The following is a 22,945-nucleotide window of genomic DNA, read 5'->3' on the forward strand; positions in this document are numbered from 1 at the left end:
GACGAAGATCGAATAGAAGGCCATGCACAGCGCCGAGCCGAAGGCGGCGAGATAACCGACAAGATTGCCCTGGAACAACGACTGCTCGCGGCCTCCGGAAATCACCAGCGCCACGCCGACAAAGCCGAGCGCGGCGGTGACGCCGAGCAGCGCGGGGCGACGCGGGCTGTCCAGCACGATCAGCGCGGCCGCCACCATCAGCGGCCAAGTATAGGCGACAAGATTTGCCTCGATGACCGGCATCGAGGCGAAGGCGATATATTGCAGGACCATGGTGCCGACGAGGCCGATGAAGCCGACGGCAAAGGCAGCGAGGTTGCTCACTGGCCTCCCCTTCTCCCCTTGTGGGAGAAGGTGGATCGGCGCGCGGCGCTTCAGCCTGATCAACGCAAAGACCAAGGCGGCGCCGATGAATTGCAGGAATTGCACCAGCGATACCGGATGATTTTCAAGCAGCGACTTGCCGACCAGCGCATTGGTCGACCACAGCGCCACCGCGCCGGCGGCGAAGGCCAGCGCGGCCGCGGGGGCCGCTCCATCCCGCAGGACCCGGGATGGGGTCCTGTCTTCCTGCCTGGCCATGACCTGTTCCGAATGCTGGATCAGCGAAGCAAGCCGGTTTCCGCCCATGGCTTCACTACCATGATTCCCTGGCGCCGCCGGCGACGGTTTCCGCGGCCGGCTGCGGGGCGGGATGCTCCTCGGCAAAACGGCGATAGGCCGGCAGCTGGTTGTTCCAGACGTCGTCGGCAAGCTCATTCACCCATGCACGATCGTGGTCGTTGTCGGCGGCGAGGTAGAACATGCGGTTATCGTCGACATAGGGCTTTGCGACCGAGCGCTGGTTGAGCACCAGGGTGACGCGCGAGCCGAGCTGGATGGGCGCGGTGCGATGCAGCACGCCGAGGAACTGGCCGAGCGTGGCGTAGTTCATCTTGTGGTCGATGCGCATGATGCGGTTGCGCGGAATCTCGCGTCCGGATTCCAGGATCGCCCGCCCGGTCTCGGAATCATCGCAATAGATCTCCAGATGACCGCCGATCAGCGGATCGCTGATCGACAGCGGGATGAGCTCGGTGACCGGCACGCCGTCGCAATGCCATTCGACGGCGCCGTCCTTGGGATTCATGAAGGTGACCGTCGAGCCGACGATCGACAGCGGATAGGGCTCGAGCTTGGTGCCCATCATGTCGGAGAGCCGCTCCAGGCGCAGCTTGTCGTTCAGCAGTTCCTTGATCTCGGGAATGTAGCGGTCGGCGCCGGTGATGAAGGTGAGATCCAGATGCTTGTGCACGGCATGGCTGGACTTCAGCTTCAAGGCAGCCTCCTCGATCGCGGCAAGCAGCGCCGGGTCGTAGCCGTGCAGATACTGGGCGACGCCGAAACTCGACACTTTCCAGGCGGTGTCGTGGCCGATGATGGCTTCACGGCTCATCGCACAACGCAGTTCGGGGATGGTGTGGGCGTTCATTCTACTTCTCCAGCGTGGGGGCAACACTTGGTAAACAGTCGATTAATCCGCCCACCCCTGTAAATTTAGGAATGCTGGTGCTACCCTAAGCCCAGCTTAAGGTCGAAAACGGTGCGTCTGCTCAGTCAGGTCAACCTCAATTCGCTGAAAATCGTCGAGAGTGCTGCCCGGCACGGGAACTTCACGCGTGCCGGTGAAGAACAGTTCATCACCGCTTCCGCCGTCAGCCAGCGCGTCAAGAGCCTTGAGGACCAGCTGCGCTTCAAGATTTTCCAGCGCGGCGGCAACGCGGTGTCGCTGACGCCGGAAGGCGAGACCTATGTGTCGCGGGTGCGCGAAGCTCTGGAGCGGATCGTGGCGGCCAGCATGGAAGCGACCGGGCAATCACAGGCGCATGTGCTGAAGATCTCGGTGCTGCCGACCTTCGCTGCGCGCTGGCTGTTTCCGCGCCTGCCGCTGTTCCAGCGGCAATATCCCGATATCGAAATGCGGGTGTCGACCTCGTACGCCACGCATGAGTTCGCGACCTCGGAATACGACCTGGAGATCCGTTACGGCGACGGCAGCTTCCCCGGCCTGCAGGCGGACCTGCTGTTCAAGGAAGATTTGACGCCGGTGTGCAGTCGCAAACTCTTCCACGAGATCCTCGGCGACAAGCCGCTGTCGAAGGTCACGCCGGACGATCTCAGGCATTTCACGCTGCTCCACTCCGACACCTGCACCCAGAATTGGCAGTCGTGGCTGGGCTTTGCCGGGGCGAGCTTCGTGCTCGGCGAGACCAAAAGCATCTATTTCGATTCCTGCATGATGTCCTACGAAGCGGCCAATGCCGGCATGGGTTTTGCCGTCGCCAACCGCGCCTATATGGCCAGCGACATCCGCGCCGAGCGGCTGGTGGCGCCGTTCGCGGTCCACCACCCCAACACCGCTGGCTGGTACTTCGTCAGTCCCGACACCCAGCACGCGGCACGCAAGGTGGTGCTGTTCAAGCAATGGGTGATGGCCGAAGCGGCGATGACCCAGCGCCAGCTGGATCAGGAGATCGAAGGCGTGCCGGTGAAGCGCGTCGCGGCGATGGCTTGAGGCACTCGCACAGGCTTCTTCGATCAAGCCATGTGCCCGATCAGGTACAAATGACGACCTCCCGCCGCAACTCTGGGTTTTTGTTGTAGATTTCACACAATAGGCGGAATTTCCGCCGGATTTCCCCCACTTCCAGCAGTCTTCCCCAACCTGTCCCCCTGACCTAGCGGCAAGACTCAGCTATGATCTTTCTTGCGGCGGGCCTGACTTTCCCGCTTGGCCGGCGCTTTTCAGCTTCCTCCCAAGCAGCGCCGGCCTTCTTCTGTGCAACAGCTGCCAGATTTGCTGAACTGCGCCGTGCGTCACTGTGCCGGCTGCGTTCCCTGCTGGTCACCGCCAGTGGTCGACTTCGGCACCGGGTTCTTGTCGACCTGCGGGTTCTGGTCGACGGGCGCCTTTGTCGGCTGGACGCTGTTGTCGCAGGCGGCGAGCGCGAGCCCCAAGGCTAGCAGCATCGGAAGCTTCATCATGACAACCTCCTCTCGTTCGCCCCTGAGGGCAAACGAGACGATGGCGGTTTGGTTGCACCGCGAGCCAGGTCGGATGAGGCGCCGGCGGAACAAAATGCCCCTCTCCCCGGTTGGTCCGCTGAAGGAGCTTTTGATCATGATCCGTCTGCTGATTGTTGGCCTGTTCGCCTATGCGACCTATCGCTTCGCCAAGAAAGTCATCGACGAGGTGCCCGACGGCTTCGAGCCACTGCCATTGCAGGATGATGATGAACGCCGGTCGCTGCGACGCCAGTCGGCGGCGATGGGTGCCGAGCCAAGGCGGTAGGTTAAGCCAAACTGCCCCTTTTGGCGGAGATTGGCAGGCTCGCCACCATTGCGAACAAAGCGGAAACGATGCTTGATGGGCGATGAACCTCGCCCTCCGTGATTCGTCCTTGCGGCCAGCCTATCTCGACAAGCTCAATGCCGAACAGCGGCTGGCGGTCGAGCATGGCGACGGCCAGGTCGCGGCGCCGCTGCTGGTCATCGCCGGGGCGGGGTCGGGAAAGACCAGCACGCTGGCGCATCGCGTGGCGCATCTGATCGTCAAAGGCGCCGATCCGCGCCGCATCCTGTTGATGACGTTCTCGCGCCGAGCCGCCTCTGAAATGGCCAAGCGCGTCGAGCGCATCGCCGGCGAGGTGCTGGGGCGCGATGCTTCCGTCATCGCTGACGCGCTCTCCTGGGCCGGTACCTTCCACGGCATTGGCGCCCGGCTGCTGCGCGACTATGCACTGGAGATCGGCCTCGATCCCGCCTTCACCATCCATGACCGCGAGGATTCCGCCGACCTGATGAACCTTGCCCGGCACGAGCTTGGCTTCTCCAAGACGGAGAGCCGTTTCCCGACCAAGGGCACCTGCCTGCAGATCTATTCGCGCGCCGTCAACGCGCAGGCGCCGCTCGGCGAGGTGCTGGGCGGTGTGTTCCCATGGTGCGCCGGCTGGGCAGAGCAGTTGAAGGACCTGTTCGCGGCCTATGTCGAGGCCAAGCAGGCGCAGAACGTACTCGATTACGACGACCTCCTGCTCTACTGGGCGCAGATGGCGGCCGAGCCGGAGATCGCGGCGCATCTCGGCGGCCGCTTCGACCATGTGCTGGTCGACGAATACCAGGACACCAACCGGCTGCAGGCCTCGATCCTGACGGCACTGAAACCCGACGGCGCCGGCCTGACGGTGGTGGGCGACGACGCGCAGTCGATCTATTCGTTCCGCGCCGCGGAAGTGCGCAACATCCTCGACTTCCCCACGCAGTTCGCCCGGGCAGCGGCGATCGTCACGCTGGAGCGCAACTACCGCTCGACCGAGACGATCCTGGCGGCGGCCAACGCGGTGATCGGGGAGGCCGCCGAGCGCTTCACCAAGAACCTCTGGAGCGAGCGCAGATCGTCCGAAAAGCCGCTTCTGGTCACCGTACGCGACGAGGCCGAGCAGGCAAGCTATGCCTGCCACGCGATCCTCGCCGAGCGCGAGGCCGGCACGGCGCTGAAGTCGCAGGCCGTGCTGTTCCGCGCCTCGCATCACAGCGGGCCGCTGGAGATCGAGTTGACCCGCCGCAACATCCCCTTCGTCAAGTTCGGCGGGCTGAAGTTCCTCGATGCCGCCCATGTCAAGGACATGCTGGCGGTGCTGCGCTTCGCCGAAAATCCGCGCGACCGCGTCGCCGGCTTCCGCGTGCTGCAGCTTATGCCGGGCATCGGGCCGTCGGCGGCCGCGCAGATCGTCGAGACGATGGCGACGTCGCTCGACGAGGCGATGGGGCTCGCCCGCTACCGGCCGCCGCAGCGAGCGGCCGAGGATTGGCCTTCCTTCCTGTCGCTCTACGAAGGCCTGCGCGCCGGCGCGAAATGGCCGGCCGACCTTGAGCGGATCCGGCTCTGGTACGAACCGCATCTCGAGCGCATGCACGAGGACACAACGATGCGCCGGGCCGACCTCCTGCAGCTCGAGCAGATCGCGTCCGGCTACCCGTCGCGCGAGCGCTTCCTCACCGAGCTGACGCTCGACCCGCCGGACGCCACCAGCGACGAGGCAGGCCCGCCGCACCGCGACGAAGACTATCTGATCCTGTCGACCATCCATTCCGCCAAGGGCCAGGAGTGGAAGAACGTCTTCGTGCTCAACACCGTCGACGGCTGCATCCCCATCGACCTCGGTGTCGGCAGCAAGGAAGACATCGAGGAGGAACGGCGCCTGCTCTATGTGGCGATGACGCGGGCCAAGGACAGGCTGCACCTGGTCATGCCGCAGCGCTTCTTCGTGCACGGCCAGGCGGCGCGCGGCGACCGCCATGTTTATGCCGCGCGCACCCGCTTCATCCCGGCCTCGTTGCTCTCCGCCTTCGAGCAGACGTCCTGGGCGAGCGTGCAGGCGAAGGACGATCCGCGCCGGCGGCCTGAGGTCAAGGTCGACCTCGGCGCGCGCATGCGCGGCATGTGGAAATAGGCCCGCCGCCCGCGGCCGTTTCCTTTGCCGGCAACCAAAGCCCGGACCTGGCGTTAACCCGCATTGACGTGGAGCGCGACGATGGACCCTGTAGCGGCGGCGGCAATGATCCTGCTTTCCTGCAGCCCGGACATGGCATCCTGCCATCCGGGAGAGGCACGGCCAGTCGTGTACCGGGACATGGCTCAGTGCTCCGCCGCTCTGCCCGACAGGCTACGCGGAAACGGCATGATAGGCAGGTGCCGGCCTATTGATGCGGCGACAGCCAGAAGCGGTGCCAACGGCAACCAGTTGGCGACCGTGCGCGTCACGCGAGGAACCGGCGCCAACGCCGTTTCGACGGACTACCTCGTCCTCCATGCCCCGGACTGACCAGCCTTCATCGTCGCTGGCCTCCTCACGAAACGTATCAGCACGCCCCTCCATCGCGATGGAACCATCAGCCAGCGGGCGGGTTTCCGTAAGCAAGACCTAATGCAAAGGAGACGGACATGAAGAACGTTGTTCTCGCCGCCATGCTTGGCATGGCCACGCTGGCGCCGGTGACGGCTCCGGTGCAAGCGGCAAGTCTGACCATCACCACCGACAACGGCACGCGCTATAGCGATGATTACTCCTGGCGCCGCCATCATCGCCACTATGCAATGCGCGATTATGACCGTGACAATCGGCGCCACTGGCGTCGCGACCGCGACCGCGACCGCTGCCATGTCAGGGTGCACAAGCGCTGGCACCACCACCGCCTGGTGATCAAGCGGGTGTGGAGCTGCGGCTACCACCGAGGCTGGTAACGTCATGGGCGTGGCGCGAACCGTGGCTTCAGGTCGAGCATCGGTGAGCGCCTGTCCCACGTTGTGTCGGACTCTGCTTTAGCGGGAGGGTGTAAATGCGTTTCGTTCCCGCCACCATGAGCCGGCGACAACGGCTTGGGCAGTTAGCCGGGCGGCTGTTCGTCAATGTCGTCGCAGCGCTTATCGCCGGCGTTGCCATTCTCTTGCTCGTGCTTTCGACCCACCATCCGGGGGCACCAACAGCGCCGCCCCAGGTCCTCACGACCACGGTGCCGTAGCCGCGGCCCGGCTTGCGCCTATCGAAGGGCAACGCCCTGGTGCTCCTGGTGCCCCGCCTTATTCTCCGTATCCCCCAAAATCATGGAACCTCCCGCCCCTTCCCGCGTTCTCTGGCGTTCGACCCCCGATCGGAAACCGGCGCCCGCCGACCTCCGCCCAACCCAAGAGGCCAGAATGCACGACAGGATGTTCTTCACCCCGGTCGCCCTTACCGTTGGCGCCGGCCACAAGCGCATGATCGCGTCGCTGTTCGACATGCATGAATTCCTGACCGAATTCCCGCCGTCGCGGCGTCGGCTGAGCTATGGCGCCGCGGTGAAGGCGTGCGAAGCGGCGCGAGCCGGCGAGATCTCGCCCGAGGCGGCGCGCGATGCGCTGATCACCTTCGCGGTGACGGCCGGCATCCTCTGGCCCGCCACCCAGCCCGCCGTCTCGGTCAAGCCGGTGGCGCGCAGCTTCGGCGGCTATGCTGCGTAAAGTGAATAGCGAATAGGGAATAGCGAGCAGGGAAGGCAATGCATGCGCCAGCCGGCGCAACGCTATTTGCTACTCACTATTCGCTACTTGTCTCAATGGACCGTCGCGGCGTCGTCGGTCAGCGGGCCAAGCAGCGCGACCGTTGCGAAGCTGACCTGGTCGCGGCCGTTCGACTTTGCCTTGTAAAGGTGACTGTCCGCCGTCCGGTACATGTCGGCAAATGTAGCGGGACCGTTGAAGGCGACGCCGCCGATGCTGACCGAAAGCGGGCAAGGCCGGCCGTCGGGGGAGAACTCCACCTCGCGGATGCGCCGCCTGATCCCTTCGGCGACCAGCCAGGACTGCGAGGCGTCGGCGCCGGGAAGAAAGACCGCGAATTCCTCGCCGCCGATGCGCCCGACAATGTCGGCGCCGCGCAACTGGCCCTGGATCGTCTTGGCGATCAGCTTCAGCGCCTGGTCGCCGCAATCGTGTCCGAGGCGATCGTTGATGGTCTTGAAATGGTCGGCGTCGACGATGAGGAAGGCGCCGGCATCGACGACCGCCTGGCTGCGCGCCTGGTCGAGGTAGGCCTCGACCAGCATCGAGAAGGCGCCGCGATTGAACACCGCCGTCAGGCTGTCGGTGGCCGCGACGATGCTCAGCTCCTTCTGGGCGACGGCAAGCTGGCGCATCTTGAACATCAGGAAGAAGAAGAACGACCCCGCCAGCACGAGCGGCAGCAAGAGGTCCGTCATCTGCGCGCGCCACAGGGCGTCCGGCGACAGCAAGGGGAAATTGTAGGAATCGACGAAGAAGGCCGCGGCGATGCAGACCGCCGTGCCGACCACCGTGACTGCAATGACCCTGCCCCAGCTCGTCGGGGACAAATCGATGCGCATTCTATTGCTCCCGCTGCGTCAGGCCATCCTGCGTCGGGAAGGCAAACGAAATCCTAATATTAGCTTCGCCTTTCTTGAACGTGGTTAACCGCCCTCGAAAGCGTCCTCGGCGGTCGGCACCCAAAAGCCCGCCACCGGGATGGCAAGGGGTGGCGGGCTTCCGACTCTGGCCGTCGTAAAGTCTCGCGGCCGGCGCCGGACTTGTCAGCGGCGGGCGATCAGCAGGCAGAGCTGGCGCAGGTCGCGGTCATAGGTGCCTTCGCTGCTCAGCACGTCGACGCAGCGCTTCTTCATCCGCGCAAGCTGGCCGCTCGACATGCTGGCGACGACGCTCGACAGGCCCAGCGTGCCGGCAGTCGCCGAAGTGCCGGGGATGCCAGGAACCCCTGACGTTCCAACCCCGATACCTGTGTTGGCGCTGGTACCGCCGAACGTCGTCCCTATGGCGGCGTCGACACCGTTGCCGGTGCCCAGGGACGCGTCAGCGCCCGCACCGCTGGTGCCGCCCAGGGACACCGTAGCCGCTCCGCCGCCTCCGCCGATCAAGGCATTGCCATTGGCGCCATTGGTGCCGCCGATCGAAGCGTCGGCGCTGGTGCTGCTGCCGCCAAAGGATGCATTGCCATTGGCCCCGCCGGGGCCGCCCGCATTGGCGCTGGCTGCATTGCCGCCGACCGAAACGCCGCCTAGGCCACCAAGGCCAACTTCGGCCGCACTCGCAGGAAAGGCGAGAATAACGACGATCGTTCCGCCCGCAAATGCTCTGGAGATTTTCCGAACGATACTGGACATGACACTCTCCCTTGTTGCCCTTCTGGTTCATGCGCTGCAACGTTGTGGCAAAAATCGACAATGTTGCTCGCGCATCAAGGGCTACGCTTGGAGATGCATTCCAGTTTCAACGCTCGTTCTGCCGTCGTGAGTCTTAGTTTTTGAACATTTCACAAAAAGTAGCGCTTTATTCTAAATATTTAGACATTTCTAATATAGCAACCCCAGCCGCGGAATCAGGCATAGGCGCGGCCTTCCTCGCTGCGCTGGAACCGCACCAGATCGAGCGGCACGGAAGGTCGGCCAAGCACGGTCAGGATCATGTGCGCATGGCCGCGATGGTGGGTCTGGTGGTTGAAGAAATGGCTGAGCGCCGGCGCCAGCCGCTGCGAGACGGTGCGCATGTCGGAAAGGGTCATGTAGGAGAAGCGGCCGGCGAGCGCCTTGTCGCTCATGCCTTCGATCCAGCCGATGATCCGCTTGTCCTCCGCCTCGCGCGCCAGCCAGAGGACAGGCAAAGCGCGGTGGAGGATCGCGTCGGTCCTCGAAGGAGCATCGCCCTCGCCGGTGAAGCGCTTCATCCAGATGCGGTCAGCGGCCAATAGATGGTTGAGCGTTCCCGCCATCGAGCCGAAGAAGGCGCCGACATCCCTTTCGAATTCTTCGTCCACGAGGTCGGCGGCAGCCTCGTAGATGCGGCCGTTGGCCCATTGGTTGTAGGCCGCAAACATCATGAAATGCTGTTTCATCTCTCCGGCCCCGCTGCGTTAGGTTCAGGCCTACCTAAACCCTCGAAGGATTCGATTCTAGGGGAGTAAGGCAGCATGGCAGTAGGGCAGTATGCTGGGCCGCTGAGGTCGCCCCCGGGAAACGCTGCCCTGCAGCCCTCCCCCGAAATGCGACAAAGTGGACCCGCCTGCGTCGTTTCGCGCGCCTCATGGCCGCCTTGATCGGGGCAAAGAAGAAGCAGCCGGCAGATCCGGCTAACACAATGAAGGCAGCACGGCGGCATGGTACCAGCCCCGGATTTTTCCGACGAATTTCGTCTCGGGCTTGTCAGCCTGATGCGGTGGCGCCGCGATGTCAGGCGCTTCAGGTCGACGCCGCTGCCCGACGGCACGCTGGAGCGGCTGCTGGCGCTGGCCGCTGTCGCGCCGTCCGTCGGCCTCAGCCAGCCCTGGCGCTTCGTCGTGGTCGACAGTTCCGAGCGGCGCGAAGCGGTGAGAGGCACGTTCGAGCGCTGCAACGCGGAAGCGCTGCGCTGCTTTTCCGGCGAGCGCGCCGCGCTCTACTCCCGCATGAAGCTCGCCGGGCTTGCCGAGGCGCCTTGTCAGTTCGCGGTCTTCGCCGACCGCACGACGGCGCAGGGTCATGGGCTCGGCCGCCTGACCATGCCCGCCACCATCGACTATTCGGCGGTCATGGCGGTGCATACGCTGTGGCTGGCGGCGCGGGCGGAAGGCATCGGCATGGGCTGGGTGTCGATTCTCGATCCGGCCGAGATCGCCGCCATTCTCGACACGCCGCCGGAATGGACATTGATCGGCTATTTCTGCCTCGGCTATCCCAGCGAACAGGACTGCGTGCCGACGCTGGAGCGCGAGGGCTGGGAACAGCGGCGCGCGCCGGTGGTCCTCAGGCGGTAATCACTTCGCTGGGTCCCTGTCGACGAGCTTGACGCAGATCGGGTCGCCCTGCACCATGCGGGCGCATTGCCATTCCGGGCCGAAACCGAAATTCTCCCTTGGCCCCAGCCCAGGAAAGACCAGCAGGACAAAGAGGGCGACGCCGACAAACACCGCCACGAACAGGATGCCGGCGATATCCCCGCGTCTGAGGTAAGGCCAGTTCATCGTGCGCCGTGCCCGGCTCCTTCGCTCTTGACCGCACGCCGCCATTGTCGCGCAAAGCGCCGTCCTTGGCCAGAACGCCAGCGGGTGGGCGCCTCCCCTTGGCAAGGCGCCATGCGGCTTGTATAGAGCCCGCCACCTCCAATTCCATTCTCACCACAAGGACGACCCAATGGCGATCGAACGCACCTTTTCCATGATCAAGCCGGACGCGACCCGGCGCAACCTGACCGGCGCCATCACCCAGATGCTGGAAGATGCCGGCCTGCGCGTCGTCGCCTCCCGCCGGGTGTGGATGAGCCGCCGTGAGGCCGAGGGCTTCTACGCCGTGCACAAGGAACGCCCGTTCTTCGGCGAGCTGGTGGAATTCATGTCTTCGGCGCCGACCATCGTGCAGGTGCTGGAAGGCGAGAACGCGATCGCCAAGAACCGCGAAGTGATGGGCGCCACCAACCCGGCCAACGCCGCCGAGGGCACCATCCGCAAGGTGCATGCGCTGTCGATCGGCGAGAATTCGGTGCACGGCTCCGACGCGCCGGAAACCGCCGCGCAGGAAATCAAGTACTGGTTCTCGGACACCGAGATCGTCGGCTGAACCGTTCAGCACGACGCAGGAATGAAGGCGGCAGCCGGCCGGTCCGGCGCCTTTTCGATTCCAAGGTAGACAGGCCCATCTGGAGCGCTAACTTGATGTCATCGGCGATAACTGACCAAGGGCATCGCCGGCTGTGAGCGAGTATCGCGCTTCCGCCCTTCCACCAGGAAGCGGGCGATGATCGATCCCAAGGTTTCCACGAGCGGCATTGCCTACCCTGACGACCTTGCCTTGCTGAAGCGGGTCTATGACCGCATCTGCCAGGAGCGGGGCATCGGCGCCGGCAGTGCCGAAGCCGCGGATCTGGCGGCGCAAGCGATGGCGCTGTTTAACGCCGGCGTCTTCGACGAAGACGAGATCAACCGCAGCCTGTCCTAAGACGAGTAGCGCCCGCCTGGATGCCCCGCCGCCCCTCGCGGCGGGTTCCCGTCACTTCGGTTGGCGGTCCTTCAGATTCGCATGCTCGTTGGCCGCCTCCGTGTCTGCCGCAGGCGTTCGCGTGTCGGCGCCTATAAACGGACTGCCCTGCCCGGGGGCGAGGTCGCCGCCAGGATGGCGCAGAACCAAGCTGAAAACCTGTGATGCTTCGCGCGCCTCTGTCACCCCAGTCCCATACGAAACTGTCGAGGACTAACTCGCGGCGTTGAAGCGCAGGATGACGCGGTCGTCCTTGTCGGCGATGATGAGCTTCCCGGCGTCGATATGGTAGGAGGCGGCCTTGGCGAGCGCTTCGAACAGCGCCTTCTCCTGCGCCATCACCTCCGGGGCGCAGGCCATGTAGGTCGAGCCGATGTCGCTGATGGCGATCTTTTCGCCGTCCACCTTGGCGGTGGCGAAATAGGCATTGCACGGACCCTTGCCGCCGGCCTTGCCGGCCTCGCCGACGCGGAACGTCGCCTGAGGCTGCGCGATCACGCCGATGCCGTCGATATATTCGATCAGCCAGCTCTGGCCGAGCAGCGCGTCGGCCGGCGCATCGCTCGACGCCACTATCTTCAGCATGATGCTTTGCGGCCTGTCGCTCAGCGGATCGACCCGGTGGCGCGTGTCGGTGGTGAAGAGCAGCTTGTCGTCGACGGTGATGCGCGCCTGCAGCGCATAGGTCATGTTCGGCCGGATCACCTGCGGGTCGAAGCTGATCTCGAACCTGATCGGCACCTGACCGGCGGGCGCCACCTTGCGCTCGCCGATGATGGCTGCCGGCGCATCGGCCAGCGACACGTCCGCAAGCTGGACGGAGAGCACGGCATTGGGCGGCAGCGCGATGCGCTCGCGGTACGTCGCCTCGCCCTGCAGTGTCTTCTCGGCGGCATCGGAAAGTTCCGGCACTGCAAGCACGCCGACGACCAACGGCACCAGGCCGAAGATGAAGAATTCAGCGATCCTGTCCAGCATGACCCAGCTCCCCTAGGTTGCGCCAGCAAGGGGAAGAATCCTTCAGGATTGCGGTCAATGCATGGCCACGGGGCGGATTTAATTGGTCGGCTTCGTCCAGCGGCTGGCCGCCTCGTCGTCGGCCTCCTTGGCCTCGACCCAGCCGCCCTCGGAGCCGTCGGCATGATGCTCCTTCTTCCAGAACGGCGCGCGCGACTTCAGATAATCCATGAGGAAATTCGCCGCTTCGAAGGCCGCATGGCGGTGGGCTGAGGCAGCCACCACCAGCACTATGTTCTCGCCGGGCGCGATCCTGCCGTGACGGTGGATGACGGTCAGCCCCTGCAACGGCCAACGTTCGATCGCCTCGGCGGCGATGCGGCCGATCTCGGCTTCGGCCATGCCGGGATAGTGCTCGAGCTCGAGCGCCGAAAGCGCACCCTGCTCGTCGCGGCAAAGGCCGGAGAAGGTGACCACGGCGCCGATGTCGGCACGGCCTTGCGTCAGCCCGGCAATCTCGGCGGCGACGTCGAAATCCTGCGCCTCGATGCGCACCGTCGGCCGCACGGCGCCGGGCATGGTTTCAGCCTCCGGTCATCGGCGGGAACAGCGCGATCTCGCGCGCGCCGGCGATCTTCTCGCGGTGACCGACATGTTCCTGATTGATGGCGACGCGGATGACGTCGGGAAACTGCAGCGCGTTCTCGTACTCCTCGCCGCGCGACTTCAGCCAACGCAGCAGGTCGGCCACCGTCTCGATGCCGGCTGGAAGTTCGACATCCTCCTCCGGCTTGCCGATCCGCTCGCGCACCCAGGCGAAATAGATGAGCTTGGTGGCCATCTCACTCGTCCATGATGTGCTTGAGGCCGGCGCGGAAATAATCGTAGCCGGTGTAGAGCGTCACCAGCGCCGCGATCCACAGCAGCACCAGCCCGGTCTGGGTGGTCAGCGGGAAGATCTTGTCGCCGGCGGGGCCCGCGAGCAGGAAGGCGATGGCGACCATCTGGATGGTGGTCTTCCATTTGGCGAGCTGGGTGACGGGCACCGAGACCTTGAGGGCCGCCAGATACTCGCGCAGGCCCGAGACCAGGATCTCGCGGCACAGGATGATGATCGCCGCCCACAGCGACCAGCCGGCAATGCCGGCATGGCGGTCGGTATCGGCGGCAAGCAGCAGCAGGCAGGTCGAGACCAAAAGCTTGTCGGCAATCGGGTCGAGCATCTTGCCGATGTTGGAGGTCTGCTGCCAGGCACGCGCCAGATAACCGTCGAAATAATCGGTGATGGAAGCGAGCAGGAAGATGGCCAGCGCCGACCAGCGGGCGAAGTCGGAAGACTTCAGATGGCCCTCGAGGAAAAAGCACAGCACCACCAGCGGCACCGCGATGATGCGGGCGTAGGTGAGGATATTCGGCAGGTTGAACGCGCGCTGGGCCATCTTCTCGGGAACTCTTTCTGCCTGCGTACTCAAATCAGAAGGGAATGTGGGGGGTCAACAGGGCAGATTCGATTGGTCAGCCGAAAATAGGCGCAAGAATGGTCAGCTGTCATGAAAATGGTTGTAAACCAGCTTCGCCATCTGCTCGGAGATGCCGTCGACCTTGACCAGATCCTCGACCGCGGCGCGGCTGACCGCCTTGGCGGTGCCGAAATGCAAGAGCAGCGCCCGCTTGCGGCCGGGGCCGATGCCGGCGATCTCGTCGAGCGGGTTCTTGACCATCTCCTTCTTGCGGCGGGCGCGGTGCGAGCCGATGGCGAAGCGGTGCACCTCGTCGCGCAGGCGCTGGACGAAATAGAGCACGGGATCGCGCACCGGCAGGGTGAAGGAGTCCCTGCCCCGGACGAAGAAGCGCTCGCGGCCGGCGTCGCGATCCTGGCCCTTGGCGATGCCGATCGCGGCGACGCGGTCCTCGATGCCGAGATCGGCGAGGATCTTGCGCACCGCCGTCATCTGGCCCTGACCGCCGTCGATCAGGATGACGTCGGGCCAGGCCGGGAAGGCTCCATTGCCGCCGACAAGATCGTCGGCCGTTTCGTCCTCGACTTCGGCAGCCGCCACCTCGCTTGAGGGCTGGACATCGCCATGCTCCTTCAGCAGGCGCGAGAAACGCCGCTCCATCACCTCGCGCATCATGCCGAAATCGTCGCCAGGCGTGATCTCGGTCGAGCGGATGTTGAATTTGCGGTACTGGTTCTTCACGAAACCTTCGGGCCCGGCAACGACCATGGCGCCGACGGCGTTGGTGCCCATGATGTGCGAGTTGTCGTAGACCTCGATGCGCACCGGCGGCTTGGCCAGGCCGAAGGTCTCGGCAAAACCGGTAAGCAGGCGCGCCTGCGTCGAGGTTTCGGCCAACCGTCTGCCGAGCGCCTCGCGCGCGTTCTGCAGCGCGTTGTCGGTCAGGTCCTTCTTCTCGCCGCGCTGCGGCACCGAGATCGACACCTTGCGGCCGGCGCGGGTCGAGAGCGCCTCGGCAAGCAGCTCCTGCTCCTCGACGGCAAGCGAGAGCAGGATGGCGCGCGGCGTCGGCTTGTCGTCGTAGAACTGCGCCAGGAACGAGCCCAGCACTTCCGATCCCTCCAGCGCCGGGTCGGCCTTGGGGAAATAGGCTCGGTTACCCCAGTTCTGGCCGGTGCGGAAGAAGAACACCTGGATGCAGGTCTGGCCGCCCTCCTGGTGGATGGCGAAAACGTCGGCCTCCTCGACGGTTTGCGGGTTGATGCCCTGATGCGCCTGCACATGCGAGAGCGCGGCCAGCCGGTCGCGATAGATGGCGGCGCGCTCGAAATCGAGCTCCTCGGACGCCTGCTGCATGGCGGTCGAGATCTCGGTCTTCACCTTCAGGCTGCGGCCGGAGAGGAAATCCTTCGCCTCGGCGACCAGCCCGGCATAGTCCTCATGCGAGATCTCGCCGGTGCACGGACCGGCGCAACGCTTGATCTGATAGAGCAGGCACGGCCGGGTGCGGTTCTCGTAGAAGGAATTGGTGCAGCTTCTCAGAAGAAAGGCGCGCTGCAGCGAGTTGATGGTGCGGCCGACCGCGCCGGCCGAGGCAAAGGGGCCGAAATAATCCCCTTTTCGCGAGCGCGCGCCGCGATGCTTGTAGATGCCGGGCGAGACATGGTCGCCGGTCAACAGGATGTAAGGGAACGATTTGTCGTCCCGCATCAGCACGTTGAAGCGGGGTCGCAGCCGCTTGATCAGGTTCGCCTCGAGCAGCAGCGCCTCGATCTCGGTGCGGGTGACGACGAACTCCATCGTCGCGGTCTCGCGCACCATGCGGCCGATGCGCAGCGTGTGGAAGCGCCCCTGCGCGTAGTTGGTGACGCGCTTCTTCAGGCTGCGCGCCTTGCCGACATAGAGCACATCGCCGGCAGCGTTCATCATGCGATAGACGCCGGGCGCGTTGGGCAGCCGCTTGACCAGCGTCTGGATCACCTCGGCGCCGACCATGCCGTCGGCGTCTCCGGCATGCGGCGTCCAGTCTATGGCGGTGAAGGCGACGTCCGGTCCGGCCGGGACGGCTTCCGGCTCCACGATCTCCTCGGCCGCATCGTCCTCGAGATCGATCTCGGGGGGCAGGTCGTCGGCAGCGCCGCGCGTCTTGTGTTTTTGCTCTGCGGGACTCATTCCACCATGCCTGTCACATCGGGCGTCTGCCACGCAAGATGCTGGCCGCCGTCGAGCGCGATCATCTGGCCGGTGACCGAGCGCGCTTGCCAGAGATAGCGGATGGTAGCGCCGAATTCGGTCAAATCCGGGCCACGCTTGAGGATCAGCCCGTCGAGCTGCGCGGCGAAATCATCATCGTCCTGGCGGACACTCTTCAGCGTCGGGCCGGGGCCGATGGCGTTGACGCGGATGCGAGGCCCGAGCGCCTGCGCCAGCATCTCGGTTTGCGTCCACAGCGCCGACTTCGACAGCGCATAGGAGAAATAGCGCGGCGTCGGGCGCCAAACGCGCTGGTCGATGATGTTGACGATCAGGCCCTCCTCGCCTTCCGGCAGGGCGCGGGCGAAATTCTGCGCCAGCAGCGCCGGCGTCTTCACATGGATGGCGAAGTGGCGGTCCCAAGCCTGCCAATCGAAATCCTCGACACTGTCGTCGACGAAAAGCGAGGCATTGTTGACGAGCAGCGTGACGGGGCCAAGCGCCGCCTCGGCGCGGCCGACGAGATCGCCGACCGCATCCATGTCGGTGAGGTCGGCGGCGACGACCGCGGCGCGGCCGCCCTTGCCCCTTATCTGTTCCGCCAGCGCCTCGGCCTCGGCGCCCGAACGGTTGGCGTGGATGGCGACCGCGAAGCCGTGTGCCGCCAGATCCTCGACGATCGCCTTGCCGATCCGTTTTGCGCCACCGGTCACCAGCGCCGTCGCGGTCTTGGTCATCTGTCAATCCTCAATCGGCGCCTCGATTCCACCAGCCGGCACATTATGACCGGCCGAGGGGTTAAACGCCGTTTCCACCTGGGGCGGGAATGTGGCGAAGCGGACTCGCCGCAACCTTTGCGTGATCCGGATTCGCGCCGGCAGGATCGCAATATAGGATGCTCGACTCCTTGTACCAAGCCGCGTGCAGCGCAGCATGGAACCGCTGCTGACATTTCGCTGTTGCGAAGATGCAACGTCACGGTTCAGCCTCATTCGCGCCGGGGAATGACCCAAGTTCAGGTTCGCTTCAGCCGCATTTCGACACGACATTCGGAACCGTTGAGCGCCGGGTCCGTTTATCCCCCCGGACGGGTCTTGGGGTGCTCATGAACAACAAGCCTACGTGTCCTGTGGCTTAAGGAGTAAAGAACAATGCAAGCCAATCTCAAATTCGCACGGCCGCTGGCTGTTGCCCTCGGGCTCTTCGCCCTCGGCGGTACCGCTTACGCAGCCGACGTCGTCTCTGAAGAGCCGCCGGCGCCCGCTCCGGTTGCCGAACTCCCCGTCGCTTCCTGGGCCGGTCCGTATCTCGGTCTGAGCGCCGGCTACGGCTTTAGCGGCCATGCCGACGTTTCCGGCGGTCCCGACATCAAGACCAAGGGCTTTGTCGGCGGCGTCTTCGGCGGCTACCAGTGGCAGCAGGAGAACTTCGTGTATGGTGCTGAAGCCGATCTCGGCTACAACGGCGTCAAGGGTTCCAGCGCCGGCGTCGAAGCCAAGGGCGGCCTGGACGGCTCGCTGCGCGCTCGCCTCGGTTATTCCGTGACTCCGGAAATCCTGCTCTACGGCACCGGCGGTCTTGCGGCCAAGAACCAGAAGATCGACGACGGCGTCTCCAGCGACAGCAAGGCGATGCTCGGCTGGACGGCTGGTGTCGGCACCGACATCAAGATCACGGACAACGTGTTCGGCCGTGTCGAGTACCGCTACACCGACTACGGCGACAAGGACTTCGACAATGTCGGCAACGTCAAGTCGAAGGACAACCGCGTCACCTTCGGCGTCGGTATGAAGTTCTAAGTCGTCGAAGCCACGACACGAAAAAGCCGGGCCTCGCGCCCGGCTTTTTTTGTGCCTGCACTTGAACGGATGCGGTCCCCGCACCTATCAGCTTGTCAGGTGCCTGGTCGATCGGCTGGCTTTTCCTGGAAGCCGTCATGGGCGGGTATCGATGTCAGCCGATCGAGCCATTTCATCCGCGAACGCGTCAAGACCTCCGCATCGGGCTGGTAGTCGTCCGGATTGGTCATGGTGGCGGCGTGAACGTGAATCTCGCGAGGCCATCTGTCGGAGCGGAAATAGAGCCTCGTACCGCAGGCCGGACAGAACCCGCGAAAGGTGTTCGGGCTGCTTTCAAAGTGCATGATCTCGCCGGTCCAACTCACCTGCTCCGGACGCATGCCCAGGAAGGCCGTCAGCGGGGCGGACGTGGCGCGCCGACAATCGGCGCAGTGACAGACCAGATTGCGGGTGATGACCCCGGAATAGGTCCAGGTGACCGCTTCGCACATGCAACGTCCCGTCAGAAACGCCATCGCAATCCTCCCGCCGGCCGCGTTGCCGAGCCGGTTCACGACACCAGTCGATGCAGCCCAAGATAGGCTGCTCCATCAACTCACATTCGCTTCTTTGCGACCTTGGCTGGCTTCGATTTCGGCGGCAGCGTCTCGACGAAGGCCAGCGCGAGTTCGAGCCAGCTGGCGAGATCGGCTGCGCTCGCGGTGCCTTCCGGCGCGACGTGGACGTAACCCTCCATCCCGCGCCCTCCCATTTCCATCGGGCGCGCATGCGGACGGGCGACCGCCGCTTCATGCGCCGCCTTGCCGACGCGAACCAGCAGCCCGCGTTTCGAGGTGCCAATCAGCATGTTGCCGTTGAGCATGAAGCAGGTGCCGCCGAACATCTTCTGTTCGGCGAAGGCGCGCCGGCCAAGGGCTGCACGCAGGCGCTCGACCATGGGATCTGGCGCGACGCTGGTTTTGGTGACTGACTTCGCCATGCTCAGCCCTCCGCGAAATGCGCGGCGTCAAGCAAGCATGAAAGCAGGAGGAGATTCAAGCCGGAAGCAAGGGCGGAATTCTCGATCCACCCGGCGACGGAAGGCGTTTCCAAAGGCTGCAATTATTCTTGACTTAAATAATCATCTTAATCTAAGGCGAGCCACCAAGCCAACGGCGCGTCCCCTCCTGGGTGGCCTCAGCCAAAGTCATTCAACAAAAGAGACGTTCCCGGTCGGCGGGCACGCGCGGATGTCATTTGGCGGGCAACATGAACGGTCCTGAAATCTTCATCGTCTCACCGGTCACACTGGCCTCTTACGCCCGAACCTGCCTCAGGCTGGTTCATTTTGCGGGTCTGACTTTGGGGTTCGGAGGGGCCGTCTTCCTCGATCTCATGTTTTCACGCTACCGAAAGACCCCGGTGACGACCGAACTCGCCGACAATGTGGAGTGGGTCAGCAAGTTCGTGGCTCTGGGACTCGGTCTGCTTTGGGTATCGGGGCTGGGATTCCTCGTGCTGTATCACTTCGCTGAGCCGGAAAAACTGACAAACCCGAAGATCTGGGCAAAGGTCGTGATCGTTGCGATCCTTACCCTCAATGGCGTCGCCATCCACAAACTGGTCATACCTTTTGTGCGTCAGCGGATCGGCAGCCAACTCCTTGTCGGCATGACACCCCGCATGCACAGCACTTTGGTTGGTTGCGGCGTCGTCTCCCTTGTGTCCTGGACGATGCCCGTAGTGCTCGGCGCGGCGCCGCAACTGAACTTCGTCGTTCCGTGCGCGCTTATCCTGGCCGGATACGCGGCAGTTCTCGGACAGGCGTTTCTAATCGCAAACTTCTTGCTACGCCGCGCCTCGGGGAACATCCCGGTCCCGGCGTCGTCAACGCCGGGCGAGCCTGATCCAGGTCTTGCCCCTTCCTGAAAAGGCTCGCAACGCAAGGCAGTTCAGGAAAGGCGTGTCGCAGAGCGACCATGACGGTCACTCTCCACACAAGCGTCCCACCGGGGAGATCGCAGTTCTCAGCCTGGCACGGCCGGCTTCAGTTCCGGGAACTTCTCGTCGAAGCGCGCCGCCCAGCGGGTCAGGCGGCCGCGGCCCTTTTCCCATTTGCCGGCGAAGCGCAGCGCCAGATAGCCGAGCGTGGCGCGCAGCGCCATCTGGCCGGCGGTGATCTTCTTCGGCAGCTTCGGCGGGTTGGCGTTGAGCAGGTCGAGCGCGGTGGTGATCTTCGCCCACTGGCGATCGAGCCAGGGCTGATAGACCATCTCTTCCGGCCGCGTGCGCCGCTCGTAGACCATCGACAGAGCGCAATCGCAGATGCCGTCGGCCAGCGCCTCCAGCACCTCGGCCTCGAGCCGCTTGTCGGGGTTGCGCGGGAACAGCGCGTTCTTCGCTACGCGATTGAGGTGCTGGGTGATGGCGCGGCTGTCGTAGATCGAGCGGCCGTCGTCGAGGACCAGCACGGGGATCTTGCCGAGCGGATTGGCGCCGATCAATTCGGCCGGCTTCTCCTCGGTCTTGACCGGCACGAGGTCGATGGCGATGCCGGCATAGAGCGCGGCCATGCGGACCTTCGAGCTGTAGGGAGAGGTGGAGGCGTAGAGCAGCTTCGGCATGGTCGGGTTCCTGATTGTCTGCGCGCACTGTTGACCGATCATGGCCGGCAAGACAACGGCCAGTGTCGCGAAACCGGACAGCCAATGCGCCGGCAACGAATTGCTGGCGAAGCCGGACAACAAAAAAGCTCCCGGAAGTTTGCCGACGGCAAAGTCCCGGGAGCTTTAGGGGGAGCGTGCGCTCCAGCTTCGCCAGTGACGCCGAACCGGCGAGAGGGGCACCGACGGCACCCGCCCTCACCTGTCCTTGTCGCGAGCGAAGCTACGCGATCACTTCTTGGCGGCCGGCTTCTTTGCCGGAGCTGCCTTCTTCACTGCAGACGCCGACTTGGCGGCGGCCGCCTTCATCGGTGCCTTGGCGGCGGGCTTGGCCGCTGCCTTGGCTGCAGGCTTCTTGGCGGCAGGCTTCGCTGCTGCCTTGGCGGCAGGCTTCGCTGCTGCCTTGGCTGCGGGCTTCGCCGCTGCCTTGGCGGCGGGCTTGGCCGCGGCCTTGGCGACCGGCTTCTTGGCGGCGGGTTTCGCCGCTGCCTTCGCCGGAGCCTTGGCGGCTGCCTTCGGCGCTGCCTTCTTCACTGCGGGTTTCGCGGCAGCCTTCGGTGCCGCTTTCTTTGCCGGCGCTTTCGCCGCCGGCGCCTTGCTTGTCGTCTTTGCCATGCGATGCCCCTTGCGTTTTGCCGGCGATCGTCAGTGATCCGGCATGCTCATGCATATCTGACTCGCGGCTTTCTAGCCAGCGAAGCATTACACTGAATTTCGCAGATTAAATTTCGGTTACGGCGAAAGCATGCTCGCAATGATCGGCACTAAAGTGCGCAGAGATTCTTCGCAGCCCGCCGCGAACTTCCGCGAGAGAAATTTGAAGCCTCGCGACTCATGCGATCTTCTCGTCAAGCATGGGAACTCCTGCTACGGCGGCGGTCGTGCGCGTTCACCCGAAGAGCTGTCGTATCGGCTTGCTTGATAGAGCGACTGCAGAACAACTTAAAACTTAATGCGAGCTTTTAGCTCGTATATGTTCTGCCCGAACTAAGTGGCGGTGAAGCAGCATTCACTGCAGGACAACGCCACTCTCTGTGCCGCCGACTTTCGTCACTCGGCAAGCCAAACCGTTGGCTTTCCGTTCGCTACACGGTACCGGTCCTCAACTCCTCACTTGGGGGAGATTGGCGGTCCCGCCGGCTTTCGTCAGTCGCCAATGCTGCAGGATTGAATGGCGCGCGAAGGACTGCCGTGTCTCCCGCTCTGCGCAGCCACTTTTCCCTTGAAATGCAAGGCTTTCGGGCCGTCACAGCGCGGCCGGCTCTGACACCAACTGCAGTCTTCGCGACGGCTCGGTCTGATGGAGATAGACGGCAAATGTGTCCCAGGGCGGAGTGATGCCGATTTGCGCGAGGATGCGGCCGATCTCGCCGCGATGATAGCCGCCGTGGATGACGACATGGGTCAGCATTTCCTGGCGCGACATCATCGCCTTGTCGCCATCGGTGAAGGCGAACGGCATCGGCTCCGAGAGTAGATTAGGCGAGACGGTTTGCAGATAGTCGCGATACCAGCGATCCATCGCCGCGACATCGCCGTGCAACGTGTCGAGCGACGGCGTCTCCTCGGTGTTGTCGGAGGCAAAGCCGTGTTGCGTGCCGGAAAGATGCGCGGCGAATATCTTCGAGACGACAAGGTTGTGGTTGAGGAGACGGATCGCTGCGTGGCGCTCCTTCGCGTGCGCATCAGGGTCGAGGTGAGCGAGCTTCTCCAGCAGTTCGTCGTTGGCCCAGGCTTGATAGGCGAAGAGGCTGCGAAGCAAGTCAAGCGCGCTCATGGCCGGTGTTCCTTTTTTCGAAATGTGAGTATGTTGTTTATATTTTCGCGAGGTGGAGCAAACATGTCTACTCGCATTGCAAAGCCGCGCATGCGCATGCGTAAGGTGCCGCGCCAGGCGCGTTCGCGGGCAACCGTCGAGGCGATCATCGAGGCAGGTGCTCATGTTCTGAGCGAGCTCGGATGGGCCGGCTTCACCACCAACAAAGTGGCCGAGGCGGCCGGCGTCAGCATCGGCTCGCTCTACCAATATTTTCCCGACAAGCTGTCGCTGCTCGAAGCGATCCGGCGCCGCCATTTCGATCAGGTGCTGTCGGTGATCGCCGAATCAGCCGAAGGCGGCAAACCGCTCAGGCGATTCGCGCAGGAGTTGGTGCGCGGCATGATCGAGGCGCACAGCATCCATCCGACGCTGCATCAGGTGCTGCTCGACGAAGCCCCGGGCGACCGCGGCTCGCGCGCCGCGCATGCCTCGTTCCAGGCCCGCTATCTCGAACACTACACGGCCGCCGTGGCGCAGTATCGCCGACGCCGGAAAGACGTCGAGACGATCGCGCGCGTGCTG

30 protein-coding genes are annotated in these 22,945 nt (G+C 64.2%); 12 read left to right on the top strand and 18 right to left on the bottom strand.

What is annotated here, in order from left to right; all coding sequences use genetic code 11:
- On the bottom strand, positions 1–582 hold a 582-nt coding region (locus tag EN738_RS10750; protein WP_145966836.1), incomplete at its 3' end, for a DMT family transporter.
- Positions 583–637: 55 nt separating this feature from the next.
- Positions 638–1,471, bottom strand: coding sequence for a hypothetical protein (locus EN738_RS35410; RefSeq protein ID WP_187331183.1), 834 nt, complete (start codon positions 1,469–1,471; stop codon positions 638–640).
- 111 nt (positions 1,472–1,582) lie between these two features.
- On the opposite strand from EN738_RS35410, the gene EN738_RS10765 reads away from it, so the two are divergent.
- Positions 1,583–2,554, top strand: a complete 972-nt coding sequence (locus EN738_RS10765) for a LysR substrate-binding domain-containing protein (RefSeq protein WP_127283662.1) — start codon at positions 1,583–1,585, stop codon at positions 2,552–2,554.
- 302 nt (positions 2,555–2,856) lie between these two features.
- On the opposite strand, the gene EN738_RS35415 is transcribed toward EN738_RS10765, so the two are convergent.
- Positions 2,857–3,024 (bottom strand): hypothetical protein, encoded by a 168-nt coding sequence (locus EN738_RS35415; RefSeq protein ID WP_187331184.1) that lies wholly within the window; start codon positions 3,022–3,024, stop codon positions 2,857–2,859.
- Positions 3,025–3,160: 136 nt separating this feature from the next.
- Here EN738_RS35415 and EN738_RS35420 point away from each other — a divergent pair, with 136 nt between their 5' ends.
- The 5 genes from EN738_RS35420 (at position 3,161) to EN738_RS10790 (ending at position 7,039) form a co-directional block, all read left to right on the top strand.
- Complete coding sequence (locus tag EN738_RS35420) at positions 3,161–3,331, top strand: hypothetical protein (RefSeq protein WP_189340433.1); 171 nt, start codon at positions 3,161–3,163, stop codon at positions 3,329–3,331.
- An 82-nt stretch (positions 3,332–3,413) separates the two neighbouring features.
- Entirely contained in the window at positions 3,414–5,492 is a 2,079-nt protein-coding gene (locus tag EN738_RS10770) for an ATP-dependent helicase (protein WP_127283663.1), read from the top strand.
- 491 nt (positions 5,493–5,983) lie between these two features.
- A complete protein-coding gene (locus EN738_RS10780; protein WP_127283665.1) occupies positions 5,984–6,283 on the top strand; it encodes a hypothetical protein in 300 nt (99 codons plus the stop codon).
- A 95-nt stretch (positions 6,284–6,378) separates the two neighbouring features.
- Positions 6,379–6,561, top strand: coding sequence for a hypothetical protein (locus EN738_RS10785; protein ID WP_127283666.1), 183 nt, complete (start codon positions 6,379–6,381; stop codon positions 6,559–6,561).
- A gap of 175 nt (positions 6,562–6,736) precedes the next feature.
- Positions 6,737–7,039: a DUF982 domain-containing protein gene (locus EN738_RS10790; protein WP_127283667.1), complete on the top strand. Its 303-nt coding sequence runs from the start codon at positions 6,737–6,739 to the stop codon at positions 7,037–7,039.
- A 92-nt stretch (positions 7,040–7,131) separates the two neighbouring features.
- On the opposite strand, the gene EN738_RS10795 is transcribed toward EN738_RS10790, so the two are convergent.
- The 3 genes from EN738_RS10795 to EN738_RS10805 all read right to left on the bottom strand — a co-directional run bounded on the left by EN738_RS10795 (position 7,132) and on the right by EN738_RS10805 (position 9,440).
- The gene (locus tag EN738_RS10795) at positions 7,132–7,920 is read right to left on the bottom strand and encodes a GGDEF domain-containing protein (RefSeq protein WP_127283668.1); all 789 of its coding nucleotides are present in this window, start codon (positions 7,918–7,920) and stop codon (positions 7,132–7,134) included.
- Between the two features lie 204 nt (positions 7,921–8,124).
- Positions 8,125–8,712 carry a hypothetical protein gene (locus EN738_RS10800; RefSeq protein WP_127283669.1) on the bottom strand — a complete coding sequence of 196 codons (588 nt, stop codon included), beginning with the start codon at positions 8,710–8,712 and terminating at the stop codon, positions 8,125–8,127.
- A 215-nt stretch (positions 8,713–8,927) separates the two neighbouring features.
- Positions 8,928–9,440 (bottom strand): DinB family protein, encoded by a 513-nt coding sequence (locus tag EN738_RS10805; protein WP_127283670.1) that lies wholly within the window; start codon positions 9,438–9,440, stop codon positions 8,928–8,930.
- A 261-nt stretch (positions 9,441–9,701) separates the two neighbouring features.
- Here EN738_RS10805 and bluB point away from each other — a divergent pair, with 261 nt between their 5' ends.
- Entirely contained in the window at positions 9,702–10,337 is a 636-nt protein-coding gene (bluB, locus tag EN738_RS10810) for a 5,6-dimethylbenzimidazole synthase (RefSeq protein ID WP_127283671.1), read from the top strand.
- Here bluB and EN738_RS10815 read toward each other — a convergent pair whose 3' ends face one another.
- The gene (locus EN738_RS10815) at positions 10,338–10,544 is read right to left on the bottom strand and encodes a hypothetical protein (RefSeq protein WP_127283672.1); all 207 of its coding nucleotides are present in this window, start codon (positions 10,542–10,544) and stop codon (positions 10,338–10,340) included.
- A gap of 169 nt (positions 10,545–10,713) precedes the next feature.
- On the opposite strand from EN738_RS10815, the gene ndk reads away from it, so the two are divergent.
- Positions 10,714–11,136 carry a nucleoside-diphosphate kinase gene (gene ndk, locus EN738_RS10820; protein WP_127283673.1) on the top strand — a complete coding sequence of 141 codons (423 nt, stop codon included), beginning with the start codon at positions 10,714–10,716 and terminating at the stop codon, positions 11,134–11,136.
- Between the two features lie 177 nt (positions 11,137–11,313).
- The gene (locus tag EN738_RS10825; RefSeq protein ID WP_127283674.1) at positions 11,314–11,514 is read left to right on the top strand and encodes a hypothetical protein; all 201 of its coding nucleotides are present in this window, start codon (positions 11,314–11,316) and stop codon (positions 11,512–11,514) included.
- A gap of 252 nt (positions 11,515–11,766) precedes the next feature.
- Here EN738_RS10825 and EN738_RS10830 read toward each other — a convergent pair whose 3' ends face one another.
- The 6 genes from EN738_RS10830 to EN738_RS10855 all read right to left on the bottom strand — a co-directional run bounded on the left by EN738_RS10830 (position 11,767) and on the right by EN738_RS10855 (position 16,900).
- Complete coding sequence (locus tag EN738_RS10830; protein WP_127283675.1) at positions 11,767–12,531, bottom strand: YbaY family lipoprotein; 765 nt, start codon at positions 12,529–12,531, stop codon at positions 11,767–11,769.
- A 78-nt stretch (positions 12,532–12,609) separates the two neighbouring features.
- Positions 12,610–13,089: a molybdenum cofactor biosynthesis protein MoaE gene (locus tag EN738_RS10835; protein ID WP_127283676.1), complete on the bottom strand. Its 480-nt coding sequence runs from the start codon at positions 13,087–13,089 to the stop codon at positions 12,610–12,612.
- A gap of 4 nt (positions 13,090–13,093) precedes the next feature.
- Positions 13,094–13,351: a molybdopterin converting factor subunit 1 gene (gene moaD, locus EN738_RS10840; RefSeq protein ID WP_127283677.1), complete on the bottom strand. Its 258-nt coding sequence runs from the start codon at positions 13,349–13,351 to the stop codon at positions 13,094–13,096.
- Between the two features lies 1 nt (position 13,352).
- Positions 13,353–13,949 carry a CDP-diacylglycerol--glycerol-3-phosphate 3-phosphatidyltransferase gene (pgsA, locus tag EN738_RS10845; protein WP_127283678.1) on the bottom strand — a complete coding sequence of 199 codons (597 nt, stop codon included), beginning with the start codon at positions 13,947–13,949 and terminating at the stop codon, positions 13,353–13,355.
- A 102-nt stretch (positions 13,950–14,051) separates the two neighbouring features.
- Entirely contained in the window at positions 14,052–16,142 is a 2,091-nt protein-coding gene (gene uvrC / locus EN738_RS10850; protein ID WP_127283679.1) for an excinuclease ABC subunit UvrC, read from the bottom strand.
- Complete coding sequence (locus EN738_RS10855; protein ID WP_127283680.1) at positions 16,139–16,900, bottom strand: SDR family oxidoreductase; 762 nt, start codon at positions 16,898–16,900, stop codon at positions 16,139–16,141. The genes uvrC and EN738_RS10855 overlap by 4 nt, the downstream gene beginning before the upstream one ends.
- 414 nt (positions 16,901–17,314) lie before the next feature.
- Between EN738_RS10855 and EN738_RS10860 the strand changes: the two genes are divergently transcribed.
- Positions 17,315–17,962 (top strand): outer membrane protein, encoded by a 648-nt coding sequence (locus tag EN738_RS10860; RefSeq protein WP_127283681.1) that lies wholly within the window; start codon positions 17,315–17,317, stop codon positions 17,960–17,962.
- Between the two features lie 95 nt (positions 17,963–18,057).
- On the opposite strand, the gene EN738_RS10865 is transcribed toward EN738_RS10860, so the two are convergent.
- Both EN738_RS10865 and EN738_RS10870 read right to left on the bottom strand, forming a co-directional pair.
- Positions 18,058–18,516: a GFA family protein gene (locus EN738_RS10865; protein WP_245494473.1), complete on the bottom strand. Its 459-nt coding sequence runs from the start codon at positions 18,514–18,516 to the stop codon at positions 18,058–18,060.
- Positions 18,517–18,557: 41 nt separating this feature from the next.
- Positions 18,558–18,941, bottom strand: a complete 384-nt coding sequence (locus EN738_RS10870; RefSeq protein ID WP_127283683.1) for a TfoX/Sxy family protein — start codon at positions 18,939–18,941, stop codon at positions 18,558–18,560.
- 269 nt (positions 18,942–19,210) lie between these two features.
- Here EN738_RS10870 and EN738_RS10875 point away from each other — a divergent pair, with 269 nt between their 5' ends.
- A complete protein-coding gene (locus EN738_RS10875; RefSeq protein WP_189340637.1) occupies positions 19,211–19,870 on the top strand; it encodes a hypothetical protein in 660 nt (219 codons plus the stop codon).
- 98 nt (positions 19,871–19,968) lie between these two features.
- Here the strand turns inward: EN738_RS10875 and EN738_RS10880 are convergent, their stop codons facing one another.
- The 3 genes from EN738_RS10880 to EN738_RS10890 form a co-directional block, all read right to left on the bottom strand.
- Positions 19,969–20,565, bottom strand: coding sequence for a glutathione S-transferase (locus tag EN738_RS10880; protein ID WP_127283684.1), 597 nt, complete (start codon positions 20,563–20,565; stop codon positions 19,969–19,971).
- Positions 20,566–20,835: 270 nt separating this feature from the next.
- Positions 20,836–21,219, bottom strand: coding sequence for a histone (locus tag EN738_RS35210; protein WP_145966837.1), 384 nt, complete (start codon positions 21,217–21,219; stop codon positions 20,836–20,838).
- A gap of 631 nt (positions 21,220–21,850) precedes the next feature.
- On the bottom strand, positions 21,851–22,381 hold the full coding sequence (locus EN738_RS10890; RefSeq protein WP_127283685.1) for a DinB family protein: 531 nt from the start codon (positions 22,379–22,381) through the stop codon (positions 21,851–21,853).
- Between the two features lie 63 nt (positions 22,382–22,444).
- On the opposite strand from EN738_RS10890, the gene EN738_RS10895 reads away from it, so the two are divergent.
- The coding region (locus EN738_RS10895; RefSeq protein WP_245494474.1) for a TetR/AcrR family transcriptional regulator at positions 22,445–22,945 on the top strand (501 nt) is incomplete at its 3' end.

Source organism: Mesorhizobium sp. M4B.F.Ca.ET.017.02.2.1 (genome assembly GCF_003998955.1).
GTDB classification, from domain to species: Bacteria; Pseudomonadota; Alphaproteobacteria; order Rhizobiales; family Rhizobiaceae; genus Mesorhizobium; species Mesorhizobium abyssinicae.

Excerpts from the sequence above, each read along its gene's own strand:
- EN738_RS35410 (WP_187331183.1), bottom strand. The coding sequence starts at position 1,471 with ATGAACGCCCACACCATCCCCGAACTGCGTTGTGCGATGAGCCGTGAA.
- EN738_RS35415 (WP_187331184.1), bottom strand. The coding sequence starts at position 3,024 with ATGATGAAGCTTCCGATGCTGCTAGCCTTGGGGCTCGCGCTCGCCGCC.
- EN738_RS35420 (WP_189340433.1), top strand. The coding sequence starts at position 3,161 with ATGATCCGTCTGCTGATTGTTGGCCTGTTCGCCTATGCGACCTATCGC.
- EN738_RS10770 (WP_127283663.1), top strand. The coding sequence starts at position 3,414 with ATGAACCTCGCCCTCCGTGATTCGTCCTTGCGGCCAGCCTATCTCGAC.
- EN738_RS10780 (WP_127283665.1), top strand. The coding sequence starts at position 5,984 with ATGAAGAACGTTGTTCTCGCCGCCATGCTTGGCATGGCCACGCTGGCG.
- EN738_RS10785 (WP_127283666.1), top strand. The coding sequence starts at position 6,379 with ATGCGTTTCGTTCCCGCCACCATGAGCCGGCGACAACGGCTTGGGCAG.
- EN738_RS10790 (WP_127283667.1), top strand. The coding sequence starts at position 6,737 with ATGCACGACAGGATGTTCTTCACCCCGGTCGCCCTTACCGTTGGCGCC.
- EN738_RS10795 (WP_127283668.1), bottom strand. The coding sequence starts at position 7,920 with ATGCGCATCGATTTGTCCCCGACGAGCTGGGGCAGGGTCATTGCAGTC.
- EN738_RS10800 (WP_127283669.1), bottom strand. The coding sequence starts at position 8,712 with ATGTCCAGTATCGTTCGGAAAATCTCCAGAGCATTTGCGGGCGGAACG.
- EN738_RS10805 (WP_127283670.1), bottom strand. The coding sequence starts at position 9,440 with ATGAAACAGCATTTCATGATGTTTGCGGCCTACAACCAATGGGCCAAC.
- bluB (WP_127283671.1), top strand. The coding sequence starts at position 9,702 with ATGGTACCAGCCCCGGATTTTTCCGACGAATTTCGTCTCGGGCTTGTC.
- EN738_RS10815 (WP_127283672.1), bottom strand. The coding sequence starts at position 10,544 with ATGAACTGGCCTTACCTCAGACGCGGGGATATCGCCGGCATCCTGTTC.
- ndk (WP_127283673.1), top strand. The coding sequence starts at position 10,714 with ATGGCGATCGAACGCACCTTTTCCATGATCAAGCCGGACGCGACCCGG.
- EN738_RS10825 (WP_127283674.1), top strand. The coding sequence starts at position 11,314 with ATGATCGATCCCAAGGTTTCCACGAGCGGCATTGCCTACCCTGACGAC.
- EN738_RS10830 (WP_127283675.1), bottom strand. The coding sequence starts at position 12,531 with ATGCTGGACAGGATCGCTGAATTCTTCATCTTCGGCCTGGTGCCGTTG.
- EN738_RS10835 (WP_127283676.1), bottom strand. The coding sequence starts at position 13,089 with ATGCCCGGCGCCGTGCGGCCGACGGTGCGCATCGAGGCGCAGGATTTC.
- moaD (WP_127283677.1), bottom strand. The coding sequence starts at position 13,351 with ATGGCCACCAAGCTCATCTATTTCGCCTGGGTGCGCGAGCGGATCGGC.
- pgsA (WP_127283678.1), bottom strand. The coding sequence starts at position 13,949 with ATGGCCCAGCGCGCGTTCAACCTGCCGAATATCCTCACCTACGCCCGC.
- uvrC (WP_127283679.1), bottom strand. The coding sequence starts at position 16,142 with ATGAGTCCCGCAGAGCAAAAACACAAGACGCGCGGCGCTGCCGACGAC.
- EN738_RS10855 (WP_127283680.1), bottom strand. The coding sequence starts at position 16,900 with ATGACCAAGACCGCGACGGCGCTGGTGACCGGTGGCGCAAAACGGATC.
- EN738_RS10860 (WP_127283681.1), top strand. The coding sequence starts at position 17,315 with ATGCAAGCCAATCTCAAATTCGCACGGCCGCTGGCTGTTGCCCTCGGG.
- EN738_RS10870 (WP_127283683.1), bottom strand. The coding sequence starts at position 18,941 with ATGGCGAAGTCAGTCACCAAAACCAGCGTCGCGCCAGATCCCATGGTC.
- EN738_RS10875 (WP_189340637.1), top strand. The coding sequence starts at position 19,211 with ATGAACGGTCCTGAAATCTTCATCGTCTCACCGGTCACACTGGCCTCT.
- EN738_RS10880 (WP_127283684.1), bottom strand. The coding sequence starts at position 20,565 with ATGCCGAAGCTGCTCTACGCCTCCACCTCTCCCTACAGCTCGAAGGTC.
- EN738_RS35210 (WP_145966837.1), bottom strand. The coding sequence starts at position 21,219 with ATGGCAAAGACGACAAGCAAGGCGCCGGCGGCGAAAGCGCCGGCAAAG.
- EN738_RS10890 (WP_127283685.1), bottom strand. The coding sequence starts at position 22,381 with ATGAGCGCGCTTGACTTGCTTCGCAGCCTCTTCGCCTATCAAGCCTGG.